This window comes from Streptococcus cristatus, from assembly GCF_003943465.1.
Taxonomy (GTDB): domain Bacteria; phylum Bacillota; class Bacilli; order Lactobacillales; family Streptococcaceae; genus Streptococcus; species Streptococcus cristatus_C.
Genome location: NZ_RJPR01000001.1, coordinates 23160 through 38679, shown reverse-complemented (window position 1 = coordinate 38679; position 15520 = coordinate 23160). Strand labels below are relative to the sequence as shown.

The window sequence follows — 15520 nt, the reverse complement described above, 5'->3', positions numbered from 1 at the left end:
CATGAAAGGGATTGGAAAGATTTATTCCTTCCCTTTTTTGTTGTTGAATTTTCAGACTAGACAGTTTATTTCTGTCCTTCCTCTTTTACACCCTGTCTAAAATATGGTAAAATAAACTATAAAATACTTTTGAGGTACAAGTGATGACTGTAAAAATCAATACAAAAGATGGTCAAATTGAGCTGACTGATGACGTGATTGCAACCATCGTTGGCGGCGCAGCAACCGAAATTTTTGGTGTGGTTGGAATGGCCAGTAAAAATGCAATTAAAGATAACTTTCAAGCTCTTTTGGGTAAAGAAAACTATGCTAAGGGTGTGGTAGTAAAAACATCTGAGGATGGTGGTATTGCAGTTGATGTTTATACCGTTTTGAGCTACGGCATTAAAATCAGTGAAGTTTCCAAAAATATCCAAGAACGCGTTAAGTTTAGTTTGGAAAATCAACTTGGGATCACTGCCCACACAGTGAATGTCTATATCCAAAATATTAAAGTTGTAGGAGAATAATCGTGTCAAATATTACTACTAGTTTATTTCAAGAAATGGTGCAGGCGGCATCAACTCGTTTAAATAAACAGGCTGAATATGTCAATTCTTTAAATGTTTTCCCAGTTCCAGATGGTGATACAGGAACGAATATGGGCATGACCATTGAAAATGGTGCCAAAGAAGTAGCTGATAAGTCTGCTTCAACAGTTGGTGAAGTAGCCGCGATCTTTGCCAAGGGACTCTTGATGGGTGCGCGTGGGAACTCTGGTGTTATCACATCTCAGCTCTTCCGTGGTTTTTCACAAAGCGTAAAAGGCAAAGCTGAGCTTGATGGACAAGCTTTGGCTCTTGCCTTCCAGTCTGGTGTAGAAGTGGCCTATAAGGCTGTTATGAAGCCAGTTGAGGGAACAATTCTGACCGTTTCTCGTGGTGCGGCTATCGGCGCTAAGAAGAAAGCTGAAGCGACAAATGATGCTGTCGAAGTTATGAAAGCGGCTCTTGAAGGAGCAAAGGCTGCCCTTGCTAAAACGCCAGATATGTTGCCAGTTCTCAAGGAAGTTGGTGTTGTGGACTCTGGTGGTCAAGGTTTGGTCTTTATCTATGAAGGTTTCCTTTCTGCCCTGACTGGCGAATACATCGCATCAGAAGATTTCCAAGCGACTCCAGCTACGATGAGCCAGATGATCAATGCTGAACACCACAAGTCTGTAGCAGGCCATGTGGCGACAGAAGACATCACTTTTGGTTATTGTACAGAAATCATGGTGGCTTTGAAGCAAGGACCAACCTATGTCAAGGACTTTGACTATGATGAATTCCGTAATTATTTGAATGAGCTTGGGGATTCCTTGCTGGTAGTTAATGATGATGAAATCGTGAAAGTGCACGTTCATACAGAAGATCCAGGTCTTGTTATGCAAGAGGGACTGAAGTATGGTAGCCTTGTCAAGGTAAAAGTGGACAACATGCGCAACCAGCACGAAGCCCAGCTTGAGAAGGAAGAAAAAGCTATCAAGCCAGCTGAAGAAAAAGAATATGCTATTATCGCAGTAGTAGCTGGTGACGGCCTTGCTGAAATCTTCAAGGCTCAGGGTGTGGACTATATCATTTCTGGCGGTCAGACTATGAACCCTTCTACAGAGGACTTTATCAAGGCTGTTGACCAGGTTAATGCGCGCAATATCATTTTCCTACCTAACAATAAAAATATCTTCATGGCGGCTCAATCTGCAGCGGAAGTACTTGAGCAACCAACGACAGTGATTGAAACACGTACGCTTCCTCAAGGTTTGACAAGTCTTTTGGCCTTTGATAGTGGAAAAACAATCGAAGAGAACCATGAGCGAATGACAGCTGCCTTGAGCGACGTGGTCAGCGGTAGCATTACGACTGCAGTTCGTGATACGACCATTGATGGCCTCGAAATCCATGAAAATGATAACTTGGGTATGGTTGATGGCAAAATCCTTGTGTCAAATCCAGATATGTTAACAACTCTGAAGGCAACCTTTGCGAAGATGTTGGATGAAGACAGTGAGATTGTTTCCATCTATATCGGTGAAGATGGTGACGAGGAATTGGCAAATGGCTTTGCTCAAGATCTGATGGAAGAATATGAAGATCTAGAAGTTGAGATCCACCAAGGAAATCAGCCAGTGTATCCATATATTTTCAGTGTAGAATAATTTATTTGGGAGTGGGACAGAAATCGGTAATTCGTTAGAATTCGATTTCTGTCCCACCTCCGCACAGTTGAGTAGTGCTGTAAAAGTTGATGAAATCAGCTTAGTAGAGCCCACTCAACCACTGCGTCTTTGCTCGACAATCCAAAGACAATTGAGAGGCTAGGACTTTTGCCCCAGCCTCTTTAATTTTTTTATATGCAAGATTTAGACAAGATAGTGGCATTATGGTATACTGGAAAAAATAAAAAGAAAAGGTGTACTATGAAAAAGTTATTTATTCTAGTTATTTCTGCTTCTGTATTATTGACAGGTTGCGTATTTCCAAAATATGGCAAGCATCGTCCGAAAGTTCCAGCTGAATCAAAAGTTGCTAAAACAAGTTCTAGCTCGAGCTCAAGCTCAAGTGACTCCTCTACGAGTGCTTCTTCTGAAAGTACAGCTATTGTCTCTAAAACCTTGGTCGGAGACCTCAAAGGCATCCATCATCGTGATACAGTGACCTATCGAGGAGATAAGCTCTTGAAACTTCGAATGGAGCTGTTGAGTAATTTGCCAGAAGAAGCCAGTGGTGCTGCAGCTACTATGAGCCCAGAGGAAATGACCGCTATTATTCGAGAAGGAATGGAATCAGAACCAAACTACGTGGAAGCTAAGAATATGGAAGGAGTGACGATTGAATACTCCGTGACAGCTGATAAGAAATTACAGGCCATAGTTGATCTGGATTTTGAGAAAATGGATGTAGCGAAAGTAGCAAGCCTATCTTTCTTTAAAGACTTGGGACTTAATGACATAAAAGACGCCTCTCCTTCAATGTTTATTTTAGGTATGAAATTAGGCGGCTTGAAAGAAGAATAAGAATATTTAAAAGGCGAGTTATCTCGTCTTTTTTTGCTGTCTAGAAACCATGACATTTGTCATATGGTCTAGTGACAAAATCATCTAGTCGGAAGAGGAAGGAAGTTTTATAATACAAGTAAGAAATGAAGAAATAGGGAGTAGTTACATGAAAATATGGTTGATAAAAGTAGCAGTCTTGAGTCTTGTTGGGATGATGTTTTATCAGTTAGCAGGAATGAGCGGAGCAGCTCTTTACCGCTTTCCTTGGGAGATTTTCGCTAGCTTGGGAATGGCTAGCTATGTCCTAAAGGAAGTGGCTAAGTTAAGCAAAAGGGGAAAGTAGAAATGAAAAAGTACTTGTCCATCTTATTCATTGGAGTTGCAATGGGTGTATGGTATTTTCAAATGATACCGGGTTTTCTGTTAGAATTTCTACCCCGGCAATTTTATATAGGAGTAGGGGGAGTGATTCTAGTTGTCTTTGTCATCTGGCCGCTCATCTATGATTTTATTAAGGAGGAAGATCATGAAATTGATTGAAGTGAAAAAGCTATCTAAAAGCATTCGGGGGAAAGAGATTTTGCGCCACATTTCCTTTGACATTGAAGAAGGGGATTGTGTGGCTCTGATTGGCCCCAACGGAGCTGGTAAAACAACTCTGATGGATTGTCTCCTAGGCGATAAATTCCTGACTTCTGGTCAAGCACTGGTTCAAGGCTTAAAGCCAACGGATAATCGTTTGAAAGAGATGGTTGCCATTTTGCCACAGGAAAATACAGTGGTGGGGGATTTGAAAGTCAAGGAACTCCTCTCTTTCTTTCGCTCTATCTATCCTAATAGCCTGTCCGAAGAGGAAATCGATGCCTTGTTGGGCTTTTCTGATAAGCAGAAGAACCAGCTGGCTTCCAAGCTCTCTGGTGGTCAAAAACGTCTCTTCTCCTTTATTTTAGCCTTGATTGGTCGTCCAAAGATTCTCTTCTTGGATGAGCCGACATCGGCTATGGATACCTCGACCCGCCAGCATTTCTGGGAAATTGTGGATCAGCTCAAGAAGCAAGGCGTGACCATTGTCTATTCTTCCCACTACATTGAAGAAGTGGAGCATACGGCTGACCGTATTTTGGTGCTCCATAAGGGAGAGCTAATCCGCGACACCACGCCTTATGCTATGCGCAAGGAAGAGCAGGAAAAACACTTCACACTGCCTCTTTCCTATAAAGAAGTTGTGGAAAAGATAGCTGGTGTGACAGAGATTGAAATCAAGCAAAAGGCCTTATCCTTTGCGACCAAGGACGCCAGTCAGGTCTGGCAAATTCTGCAGGAGCATGGCTGTACGATTGAAGAAATCGAAGTCCGCAATCGAACCCTGCTGGATAGTATTTTTGAGACGACACAAGAGTAAAGGAGCAGCATTATGAAAAATATGGTTAGTTTAATGAAAATGGAGTTGATTTTGATGAAGCGGCAGGCGGCTTACTACCTGCTCTCTATCGGTCTGCCCAGCGTGTTCTATCTGATCTTTTCAGGAATGATGTCAGGTTCTGATGTACCGACGCTTGCGCTCCAGACCTATCTCTTTTCTATGACCGTTTTTAGCATCATGTCCAGTGCTTTTTTCAGCATTCCCAGCACCTTGCAGTCGGACAAGACCAATAACTGGCAAAAAATGATTCAGCATTCGCCCGTTTCTATGGTAGAATATTATATATCCAAGCTTTTCAGTACTTTGCTGACCTTTCTGCTTTCCATCATCGTAGTCTTCTCTGTTGGACATTTCGTTCGTGGAGTCAAGATGCCCATGATGGACTGGCTCGTGATTGCCCTAATTCTTTTGGTTGGCAGTATGGTCTTTATCGCCATGGGCGTCTTGGTTAGTCTCCTGCCCAGTGCCCAGCTTATGTCGGTCGTAGGCAATATCGTTTATATGGCTTTAGCGGTCTTGGGTGGGCTTTGGTTTCCACTGACTATGTTTCCGGACTGGCTACAACCCATCGGCAAGCTAACGCCAAGCTATCAGCTCATGCAGGTGGTCTCTTCCTATTTGGAACACCATGACTGGAATGTCTCTGCCATGCTAATCGTTCTAGCCTACACCATTTTCTTTAGCATTTTAGTCCTTCAGCTCAAAAAACGGATTGAGGTTAAATAATTCTATGTGGGAAAAATTCAAAAACATACATCATATGTTTCATATTTCTCTGGTCTTTATCATCTTTCCAATAGCGGGTGTCATCAGCGGTGAATCCCCGCTTTTGACTTTGCTTTGGACAGCATTGTTTATAGGGGCCTATTACGCCATCCTCACAGAGAAAAAGCCTTTCTACCAGGCTCTCTCCTGGTGGGTCATGCTTGCTTACATTTTTTACACTTCCATTTGGCTGAATGGGGGATTTGTGTGGTATATTTTTTATTTATCAAATCTTCTAATTTATCATTATAAGGAAATTTCCTTTACATCTTGGCGCTTCTGGAGTTTCTTAGCTATCCAGCCGGCTCTTTTGGTCGGGTTGTATCTGCAACATCAATTGAACACTGGCTATCTGGTCTTTTTCTCAACGACCTTTCTCTTTTCGGATTTCTTGACGCTGGGTCTGCACCGTATCCAAGTTGCTGAACAGCTCAAGGAAGAAAAAAGTAAGCAGAATGCCCAGCTCAATCTCTTCTTAGCGGAAAATGAGCGCAATCGAATCGGACGGGATTTACACGATAGTCTGGGACATACCTTTGCCATGCTTAGTGTTAAGACAGAGCTTGCCCAACAATTCCTGCAAATGGAGGCCTACGAGCAGGCGGAGAAAGAGATGGAAGAAGTGCGACGGATCAGTAAGCAGGCCATGGCTGATGTTCGACGGATTGTAGACAATCTCAAGACGCGGACGCTAGATGAAGAATTAGCAACAATCCGAACCATGCTGGAAATGAGCGATATTGACTTGGAGCTTCATAATCAGCTCAATGTTGCCAGCATCCCTACGGAAATGCAGTTTACCATTAGTATGATTTTGTTGGAATTAGCAACCAATATTATCAAGCATGCGGAGGCCAAGAAGTCCAGAATTGATTTGTATAGTCAGGATCGAGATTTGATCTTGGAAGTTGAAGATGACGGCCGAGGCTTTAAGCAAGTGACGGGTCAAGACTTGCATTCGGTACGTGAGCGCTTGGAGGGGCTTGATGGTAGCGTGGAGGTCATCAGCAATCACAAGCCAACCATTATTCGCGTGCGCTTGCCGTATAGGATTAAAGGAGACGAACGATGAAGTTATTATTAGCAGAAGATCAGAGCATGCTGCGGGATGCCCTTAGCCAGCTCTTGCAGTTGCAGCCGGATGTTACTAGTGTTTCTCAAGCGGCAGATGGTCGTGAAGCTATGGAGCTACTCAAGACCAATCTAGTCGATGTGGCTATCTTGGATGTAGAGATGCCCTATCAGACAGGGCTGGATGTCCTAGAATGGGTGAAGGAGCATCAGCCAGCTGTCAAGGTCATCATTGTGACGACTTTTAAGCGGCCAGGCTATTTTGAGAGGGCAGTCAAGGCAGATGTTGATGCCTATGTACTCAAGGAACGTAGCATTGCGGATCTGATGAAGACCATCCACACTGTCTTGGCTGGGCAAAAAGAATACTCACCTGAACTTATGGAAGTGCTGATGACTCATAAAAATCCCCTCTCTCATCAGGAGCTTCTAGTCTTAGAAGCAGCAGCAACTGGGCTTTCTAATAAAGAAATTGCTGAAAAACTTTATTTATCAAATGGAACTATTCGCAACTATATGTCGACCATCCTGACTAAGCTAGCAGCAGACAATCGTATGGAAGCTGTCCGAATTGCTCAAGATCAAGGATGGATATAAGATAACTATCTCGCTACATTCGGATTTAGCGGGATTTTCTTATTTTTTTCAATCAGAATGAAAAAAAACATCCGCGATACTTGCAATTTTTTTCAAAAATGTTATCATAGTAGAAAGCTTTTTGAATTTTTAGAAAATTGTAAATAAATGAAAGGGGAAATATGGAAAGAATCCAATTAGAAACTCCTAAGTCCGGCTCGCAGCTGGTCTTGGAAACCTTGAAAAATCTTGGTGTTGATACTATTTTTGGCTATCCTGGTGGTGCAGTCTTGCCCCTCTATGATGCTATTTATAGCTTTAAAGGTATCCGCCATATTCTTGGTCGCCATGAGCAGGGGTGTGTTCATGAAGCAGAGGGCTACGCTAAGTCTACTGGGAAAATTGGTGTGGCCGTTGCAACCAGTGGTCCGGGGGCAACCAATGCCATTACTGGGATCGCCGACGCTATGAGTGACAGTGTTCCCCTTTTGGTTTTTACTGGGCAGGTAGCGACACCAGGCATTGGTAAGGATGCCTTTCAAGAGGCCGACATTGTCGGTATTACTACTCCCATCACTAAGTACAATTATCAGGTACGGGAGACGGCAGACATACCAAGAATCATTACGGAGGCCATTCATATTGCGACCACAGGTCGTCCGGGGCCAGTCGTTATTGATTTGCCAAAGGATGTCTCAGCTCTGGATACGGATTTTATCTATGACACTCAGTTGCATCTGCCAAGCTATCAACCAACAATTGAGCCTAATGAATTACAGATTAAGAAGATTCTTAAACAGCTTTCTAAGGCTAAAAAACCTGTTCTTCTTTCTGGTGGTGGTATTAGCTATGCAGGGGCAGCAGCGGAGATGGTTGCTTTTGCAGAGCGGTATCAGATTCCAGTAGTGACCTCATTGTTAGGTCAGGGAACGATTGCGACAGATCATCCTTTGTTCTTAGGTATGGGTGGCATGCATGGTTCTTTCGCGGCTAATATTGCGATGACGGAAGCGGACTTCATGATTAGTATTGGTTGTCGTTTTGATGACCGTCTGACTGGTAATCCTAAGACCTTTGCTAAAAGTGCTAAGGTGGCCCACATTGATATCGATCCAGCAGAGATCGGTAAGATCATCAGCGTGGATATTCCTATTGTAGGAGATGCCAAGAAAGCTTTGCAAATGTTGCTTGAAGAAGAGCAAGTGCACAACAATACCAGCAAGTGGATAGAAAAGGTGACACGAGACAAGGAGCGGGTACGCTCTTATGATAAGAAGGAACGAGTTGTCCAACCTCAGGCTGTTATTGAGCGCGTGGGTGAGTTGACCAAGGGCGACGCCATTGTGGTCACGGATGTTGGCCAGCACCAAATGTGGACAGCCCAGTACTATCCTTATCGCAACGAGCGTCAGCTCGTCACGTCTGGTGGTCTTGGAACCATGGGCTTTGGTGTTCCAGCAGCGATTGGGGCCAAGATTGCCAATCCGGATAAGGAAGTGGTGCTCTTTGTCGGAGACGGTGGCTATCAAATGACAAACCAAGAGATGGCTATTCTCAATATCTACAAGATTCCGATTAAGGTCATCATGCTCAATAATCATTCGCTAGGTATGGTTCGCCAGTGGCAGGAAGCCTTCTATGATGGTCGTACCTCCGAGTCAGTCTTTGACAGTTTGCCAGATTTTCAGCTGATGGCTCAGGCTTATGGTGTCAAATCCTATAAATTTGATAATCCCGAGACCATTGCTCAAGATTTGGAAGTCCTAAAGGAAGATATACCGATGTTTATCGAGGTAGATATTTCCCGCAAGGAGCACGTGCTTCCAATGGTGCCAGCTGGCAAGAGCAATCATGAGATGTTGGGGGTGAAGTTCCATGCGTAGAATGTTGACAGCTAAACTCCAAAATCGTTCGGGTGTTCTGAATCGCTTCACTGGTGTGCTTTCCAGACGTCAGGTCAATATCGAAAGTATCTCTGTCGGTGCGACCGAGGATGAAAATGTTTCTCGGATCACCATTATCATTGATGTAAATTCCCTCAATGAAGTGGAGCAGATTATCAAGCAGCTTAATCGTCAGATTGATGTGATTCGGGTGCGAGATATTACTGATCATCCTCACCTAGAGCGAGAAGTTATTTTAATCAAGGTATCGGCACCAGTTGCAAAGCGTGCAGAAATCTTGGCCATTATCCAGCCTTTCCGGGCAACGGTAGTCGATGTGGCGCCAAGCTCGATTACTATCCAGATGACGGGCGATGCAGAAAAGAGCGAAGCGCTCTTACGAGTCATCCGTCCTTACGGCATTCGAAATATCGCACGGACTGGGGCAACTGGCTTTACCCGTGATTAATACTCTTCGAAAATCTCTTCAAACCACGTCAGCTTCGCCTTACCGTACCCAAGTACAGCCTGTGGCTAGCTTCCTAGTTTGAACTTTGATTTTCAGTGAGTATAAAATCCGGCTTAAATTTGTTAAAACCGCCTAAGAGGCAATAAAAATAGAAAAGAGAGTAAACATTATGGCAGTAACAATGGAATACGAAAAAGATGTAAAAGTAGCAGCACTTGACGGTAAAAAGATCGCCGTTATCGGTTATGGTTCACAAGGTCATGCTCATGCACAAAACTTGCGTGATACAGGTCATGATGTGATTATCGGTGTTCGTCCTGGTAAGTCATTTGACAAAGCTAAAGAAGATGGCTTCGACACGTACACAGTAGCAGAAGCTGCTAAATTGGCTGATGTTATCATGATCTTGGCTCCAGATGAAATCCAACAAGAACTTTACGAAATAGAAATCGCTCCTAACTTGGAAGCTGGTAACGCAGTTGGATTTGCTCATGGTTTCAATATCCACTTTGAATTTATCAAAGTTCCTGCCGATGTAGATGTCTTCATGTGTGCACCAAAAGGTCCTGGTCACTTGGTTCGCCGTACTTTTGAAGAAGGCTTCGGTGTTCCAGCTCTTTACGCGGTATATCAGGATGCGACTGGAAATGCCAAAGATATCGCTATGGACTGGTGTAAAGGTGTTGGTGCAGCTCGTGTTGGTTTGCTTGAAACAACTTACAAAGAAGAAACTGAAGAAGATCTCTTTGGTGAACAAGCTGTACTTTGTGGTGGTTTGACTGCCCTGATCGAAGCAGGTTTTGAAGTCTTGACAGAAGCAGGCTATGCTCCAGAATTGGCTTACTTTGAAGTGCTGCACGAAATGAAACTGATTGTGGACTTGATCTATGAAGGTGGATTCAAGAAAATGCGCCAATCTATTTCAAACACTGCTGAATATGGTGACTATGTATCAGGTCCACGTGTGATTACTGAGCAAGTCAAAGAAAACATGAAAGCAGTTCTTGCAGACATTCAAAATGGTAAATTTGCAAATGACTTTGTAAATGACTACAAGGCTGGACGTCCAAAACTCACTGCTTACCGTGAACAAGCAGCTAACCTTGAAATTGAAAAAGTCGGTGCGGAATTGCGTAAAGCAATGCCATTCGTTGGTAAAAATGACGACGACGCTTTCAAGATCTACAACTAAGATTGTGTGGAAAACTCAGCTGGTATCCCAGCTGAGTTTGTTTACCTCATTTGGAAAGGAAAAGGAATGTTAACAGCAAAAGATATCGTCCGTGCTCATAAGGTATTAAAAGATGTTGTTGTCAATACACCGCTTGATTATGATCATTACTTGTCAGAGAAGTACGGGGCAAAAATTTATCTTAAAAAGGAAAATGCCCAACGTGTTCGTTCTTTCAAAATCCGTGGTGCCTATTATGCCATTTCTCAGTTGAGTAAAGAAGAGCGAGAACGTGGGGTTGTCTGCGCTTCTGCGGGCAATCACGCTCAGGGTGTCGCATACACTTGTAATGAAATGAAAATCCCAGCTACTATTTTTATGCCTATCACAACTCCTCAACAAAAAATTGGACAGGTTCGTTTCTTTGGTGGAGATTTTGTTACGATTAAGCTAGTAGGAGATACTTTTGATGCTTCTGCTCGGGCGGCTATGGAATTCACACGGATGGAAAATCGGACTTTCATTGATCCTTTTGATGATGCTCATGTTCAAGCAGGTCAGGGAACGGTTGCTTATGAAATCCTAGAAGATACAGCTCGGGAGTCCATCGATTTAGACTTGGTCTTGGTACCAGTAGGAGGCGGCGGTCTCATCGCAGGAGTATCCACTTACATCAAGGAAAGCCAGCCACAAATTGAAGTGATTGGGGTAGAGGCTAATGGGGCCCGCAGTATGAAAGCAGCTTTTGAAGCAGGTGGTCCTGTCAAACTCAATGAAATTGACAAATTTGCGGACGGTATCGCAGTCCAAAAGGTAGGGGCATCTACTTATGAAGCAACGAAAAAGAATGTAGAAACGCTTATCGGGGTTGATGAAGGCTTGATTTCAGAAACCTTGATTGACCTCTATTCTAAACAAGGAATCATCGCAGAGCCTGCTGGTTCAGCTAGCGTAGCAGCCTTGGAAGTGTTGCGAGAATATATCAAAGGAAAAACTGTCTGCTGTATCATTTCGGGCGGAAATAATGACATTAACCGTATGCCTGAAATGGAAGAGCGTGCCCTCATCTATGATGGCATCAAGCATTATTTTGTGGTGAATTTCCCGCAGCGGCCTGGTGCCTTACGTGAATTTGTAAATGATATCTTAGGGCCAAATGATGACATCACTCGATTTGAATACATCAAGCGGGCCAGCAAAGGAACCGGACCGGTCCTGATTGGGATTGCTCTGGCCAATAAACATGACTATGCGGGTCTGATCAATCGAATCGAGCATTTTGATCCTTCCTTCATCAATCTAAACGGAAATGAAACGCTTTACAACATGTTAGTCTGATCCTAAGAATATTTTAGTAAAATCCCACTTTTTAATTGCAAGTGAGTGAGGACTGTGCTAGAATATACTATATTAAATTAAGGAGATGCGCTTATGTTACTGAATTTCTTTTTCTTCTTTCTCATTTTTCTTCTTCTTTGTGGTCTATTGGCATTTAGCTCGCTTTATGTCGTGCGCCAGCAATCTGTTGCCATCATTGAGCGTTTTGGTCGTTACCACAAGACTAGTACAAGTGGGATGAATGTCCGTTTGCCTTTGGGGATTGATAAAATCGCCGCTCGTGTTCAGTTGCGTTTGCTACAGAGCGACATTATTGTTGAGACCAAGACTCAGGATAATGTCTTTGTGACCATGAATGTTGCGACTCAGTATCGGGTAAATGAACACAATGTCACGGATGCTTACTATAAACTCATGCGGCCAGAAGCGCAGATTAAGTCCTACATCGAAGACGCTTTGCGTTCCTCTGTTCCTAAGCTGACCTTGGACGAGCTCTTTGAAAAGAAAGATGAGATCGCCCTAGAAGTTCAAAAGCAGGTAGCTGAAGAAATGTCGACTTATGGCTACATCATTGTCAAGACCTTGATTACCAAGGTTGAGCCAGATGCAGAAGTCAAGCAATCTATGAACGAAATCAACGCGGCTCAACGCAAGCGCGTGGCAGCTCAGGAATTGGCAGAAGCAGATAAGATCAAAATCGTTACTGCTGCAGAAGCTGAGGCTGAGAAAGACCGTCTTCATGGGGTCGGTATTGCAGAGCAGCGGAAGGCAATCGTAGACGGCTTAGCAGACTCAATTAAGGAGCTTAAAGGCGCCAATGTTGAGTTGACAGAAGAACAGATTATGTCCATCCTCTTGACTAACCAGTATTTAGATACCTTGAATAATTTTGCAGATAAGCAAGGAAATAACACGATCTTCCTTCCAGCAAATCCTGATGGAGTGGAGAGTATTCGCACCCAGATCCTTTCAGCCCTCAAAGCTAAATAAATATAGAATATTCAGAATTATTTAATTTGTTTGTTTTGGTTTTTCTAAGTTGACAAACTGTATAAAAACCATTATATTAGTATTCGAAATAAGTTAGAGAGGAGTAAGAAATGGCTAAATCAAATTTTGAAAAAGTAGAGTCAGTCGTTGGATGGGTTCGTGACAAAAAAATTACAGGTTACCGTATTAGTAAAGAAACAAACGCGCGTGAAATGTCAATTATTGCTCTTGCTCAAGGACGTGCAAAAGTAAAGAATATTTCTTTTGAAACAGCTCTTGGCTTGATTGATTTCTACGATAAGAATCATGAAAAGTTTGAAGACTAATCTTCGGAAAGTGGGGAAACCCGCTTTTTTATTTTGCGAATAAAAAAACAAGGCGGATGTATCTTTTTCCGTCTTGTTTGTTTGATTGGTTGTTTATTTCAAGAAGCGATGTAGGAATTCCTTGGTTCGTTCTTCTTTAGGATTGGTAAAGAATTCTTGTGGAGTGCCTTCTTCTGCGATGACGCCCTTATCCATAAAGATAACACGGCTGGAAACATCGCGGGCAAATTCCATTTCGTGGGTTACGACAATCATAGTCAGGCCTTCTTTAGCCAATTCTTTCATGATTTTCAGGACTTCGCCAACCATTTCTGGGTCAAGAGCTGAAGTTGGTTCATCGAAAAGGATGGCATCAGGATTCATGGAAAGCGCACGTGCAATGGCAACCCGCTGCTTTTGTCCACCTGAGAGTTGTTTAGGCTTGGCTTGCCAGTAGAGCTCCCCCATACCTACCTTTTCTAGATTTTCTTTGGCAATCTTTTCTGCTTCAGCGCGCTCTCTTTTGAGCACGGTTGTCTGAGCTACGATGGTATTTTCTAGGACATTGAGATTTTCAAAAAGATTAAAACTTTGGAACACCATGCCTAATTTTTCGCGGTAATGAGTCAGGTCGTAGTTTTCGTCCAAGACATTTTTTCCGCGGTAGAGAATTTCGCCAGCAGTAGGTGTTTCTAGGAGGTTGATGGAGCGGAGAAAGGTTGATTTTCCGCTACCTGAACTTCCGATAATGGAGATAACTTCGCCTTTATGGACAGTCAGAGAAATGTCTTTTAAGACTTGATTCTCCCCATAAGATTTTTTGAGATTTTTAATTTCTAAAATTGTTTCGGTCATTGTTTCAATTCTCCCGTCTGCATTTGGTTGGCACCTGTTGTGTAATGATCTGTGTCAAATTTCTGCTCGATGAAACGTAGGATTCGAGTGACGGTAAAGGTCAAGACAAAGTAAATAACTGCGATAATGGTGAAGGTTTGGAAATACTGATAGGTCTGAGTTGCAATGGTATTTCCTGAGAAGTAGAGCTCCACCACAGAGATAACATTGAGGACAGATGTATCCTTGATATTGATGACAAATTCATTCCCCGTCGCAGGCAGAATATTGCGAACTACCTGTGGTAGGACGACCTTGCGCATGGTTTGACCATGGGTCATTCCGAGCGCAGTAGCTGCTTCGAATTGTCCCTTGTCAACAGCAAAGATACCACCACGGACAATTTCACTCATGTAAGCACCAGTATTGATAGAGACGATGAAGATGGCTGCAGCCGTCCGATCAATCGAAATACCAAAGGCCTGAGCTGTTCCATAGTAGATAACCATGGATTGTACAATCATAGGCGTACCACGGAAGATTTCAATGTAAACATTGAGGAACCAACCGAATAGTTTTTGTAAGAAGGCTAGAGCCTTATTTTTTGAAATGGGTGCTGTCCGATAGACCCCAATCAGCAAACCGATGAGGAGGCCAGCGATTGTTCCTGTGATGGAAATGAGCAAGGTCAAACCAGCTCCACGTAAGAATTGTGGCCAATTTTCCTTCCAAATCTTAAAAACTTTGTTGAAGAATGTATCTTCAGCATCGTCGGTATCAGTATCTACAGGCTGATTCTTAATCATTTGATCCATCAGCTGGACTTGGTCATCCGTTGAGAGTTTAGCGATAGCTGCATTAGCTTGCTCGATTCGGCTGTCGTCTTTACGCATGCCGACAGCGATGGAGGCATCTTCTTCGCCGACCTCAAATCCTTCTTTAAATTGGATCATTTTGAACTTAGAGTTGGCAGCTTCAGCTGTCAGAGCTTCGGGACGTTCAGAGATGTATCCGTCAATAACACCAGATTCTAGAGCTTGACGCATTTGGGCGAAATCTCCCATGGAGGTCTCTTGCTTAGCACCTGGCAGTTGAGAAATCAGATTGTAAAGATAGACACCTTGCTGAGAGGTGATTTTAGCATCTTTAAAGTCCTTGAGAGTCTTGGCATTGGCGTAGTTACCGTCTTTTCGAACCAGCATAACAGGCTCACTGGTATAGTAGCTGTTAGAAAAGGCGATTTCTTTTTTCCGTTCAGCTGTTGGGCTCATACCAGCGATAATCATATCGATTTTACCAGAGGTCAAGGCTGGAATCAGTCCATTCCAAGAGGTTTTCACAACTAGAGGTTCCTTGCCCATTTCCTGAGCAATCTTCTTGGCAACTTGGACATCGTAGCCATTGGCATACTGATTTGTTCCTTCGATTTTAACAGCACCATTTGAATCATCATCTTGGGTCCAGTTGAAAGGGGCATAGGCCGCTTCCATCCCAATTCTAAGATAATCATCCGCCTGAGCTACGGTAAGGGTTCCCAGACAGACGAGGAGGGCTGTCAATAAGGTTAAAATGAATTTTTTCATATTCTCTCCTAGTCCTTCTAAAATAGTTCTTTCTATTCTACCGAAAAATATTCGACTTTTCAATCCTGGTAAGCCCTTACTTGAGAAAAATGCTAT

General features: G+C 43.2%; 16 protein-coding genes. 14 read left to right on the top strand and 2 right to left on the bottom strand.

What is annotated here, in order from left to right; all coding sequences use genetic code 11:
- Window positions 1-143: 143 nt before the first annotated feature.
- From D8793_RS00180 to D8793_RS00115, 14 genes are all read left to right on the top strand, one after another.
- Window positions 144-509, top strand: a complete 366-nt coding sequence (locus tag D8793_RS00180; protein ID WP_005591747.1) for an Asp23/Gls24 family envelope stress response protein — start codon at window positions 144-146, stop codon at window positions 507-509.
- 2 nt (window positions 510-511) lie between these two features.
- A complete protein-coding gene (gene fakA / locus D8793_RS00175) occupies window positions 512-2176 on the top strand; it encodes a fatty acid kinase ATP-binding subunit FakA (protein WP_125371115.1) in 1665 nt (554 codons plus the stop codon).
- A gap of 261 nt (window positions 2177-2437) precedes the next feature.
- A complete protein-coding gene (locus tag D8793_RS00170) occupies window positions 2438-3034 on the top strand; it encodes an SP0191 family lipoprotein (protein WP_125371114.1) in 597 nt (198 codons plus the stop codon).
- Between the two features lie 148 nt (window positions 3035-3182).
- Window positions 3183-3359: a hypothetical protein gene (locus tag D8793_RS11830; RefSeq protein ID WP_185761023.1), complete on the top strand. Its 177-nt coding sequence runs from the start codon at window positions 3183-3185 to the stop codon at window positions 3357-3359.
- A gap of 183 nt (window positions 3360-3542) precedes the next feature.
- On the top strand, window positions 3543-4418 hold the full coding sequence (locus D8793_RS00160) for an ABC transporter ATP-binding protein (RefSeq protein ID WP_125371112.1): 876 nt from the start codon (window positions 3543-3545) through the stop codon (window positions 4416-4418).
- Window positions 4419-4430: 12 nt separating this feature from the next.
- Window positions 4431-5165 (top strand): ABC transporter permease, encoded by a 735-nt coding sequence (locus D8793_RS00155; protein WP_125371111.1) that lies wholly within the window; start codon window positions 4431-4433, stop codon window positions 5163-5165.
- Window positions 5166-5169: 4 nt separating this feature from the next.
- Window positions 5170-6276, top strand: coding sequence for a sensor histidine kinase (locus D8793_RS00150; protein ID WP_125371110.1), 1107 nt, complete (start codon window positions 5170-5172; stop codon window positions 6274-6276).
- A complete protein-coding gene (locus tag D8793_RS00145) occupies window positions 6273-6872 on the top strand; it encodes a response regulator transcription factor (RefSeq protein ID WP_125371109.1) in 600 nt (199 codons plus the stop codon). The genes D8793_RS00150 and D8793_RS00145 overlap by 4 nt, the downstream gene beginning before the upstream one ends.
- Window positions 6873-7033: 161 nt before the next feature.
- Window positions 7034-8734 (top strand): acetolactate synthase large subunit, encoded by a 1701-nt coding sequence (locus tag D8793_RS00140; RefSeq protein WP_125371108.1) that lies wholly within the window; start codon window positions 7034-7036, stop codon window positions 8732-8734.
- Window positions 8727-9203 (top strand): acetolactate synthase small subunit, encoded by a 477-nt coding sequence (gene ilvN / locus D8793_RS00135; protein ID WP_005591757.1) that lies wholly within the window; start codon window positions 8727-8729, stop codon window positions 9201-9203. The genes D8793_RS00140 and ilvN overlap by 8 nt, the downstream gene beginning before the upstream one ends.
- A 169-nt stretch (window positions 9204-9372) precedes the next feature.
- Complete coding sequence (ilvC, locus tag D8793_RS00130) at window positions 9373-10395, top strand: ketol-acid reductoisomerase (RefSeq protein ID WP_125371107.1); 1023 nt, start codon at window positions 9373-9375, stop codon at window positions 10393-10395.
- Window positions 10396-10461: 66 nt separating this feature from the next.
- Window positions 10462-11712 carry a threonine ammonia-lyase IlvA gene (ilvA, locus tag D8793_RS00125; protein WP_125371106.1) on the top strand — a complete coding sequence of 417 codons (1251 nt, stop codon included), beginning with the start codon at window positions 10462-10464 and terminating at the stop codon, window positions 11710-11712.
- A 93-nt stretch (window positions 11713-11805) separates the two neighbouring features.
- Window positions 11806-12702, top strand: a complete 897-nt coding sequence (locus tag D8793_RS00120; RefSeq protein WP_005591760.1) for an SPFH domain-containing protein — start codon at window positions 11806-11808, stop codon at window positions 12700-12702.
- Window positions 12703-12812: 110 nt separating this feature from the next.
- On the top strand, window positions 12813-13028 hold the full coding sequence (locus D8793_RS00115; protein WP_001130035.1) for a capsule biosynthesis transcriptional regulator: 216 nt from the start codon (window positions 12813-12815) through the stop codon (window positions 13026-13028).
- A gap of 93 nt (window positions 13029-13121) precedes the next feature.
- On the opposite strand, the gene D8793_RS00110 is transcribed toward D8793_RS00115, so the two are convergent.
- Window positions 13122-13862, bottom strand: coding sequence for an amino acid ABC transporter ATP-binding protein (locus D8793_RS00110; protein WP_005591761.1), 741 nt, complete (start codon window positions 13860-13862; stop codon window positions 13122-13124).
- Window positions 13859-15424 (bottom strand): ABC transporter substrate-binding protein/permease, encoded by a 1566-nt coding sequence (locus D8793_RS00105; protein WP_125371105.1) that lies wholly within the window; start codon window positions 15422-15424, stop codon window positions 13859-13861. Before D8793_RS00105 ends, D8793_RS00110 begins: the two co-directional genes overlap by 4 nt.
- Window positions 15425-15520: the final 96 nt, after the last annotated feature.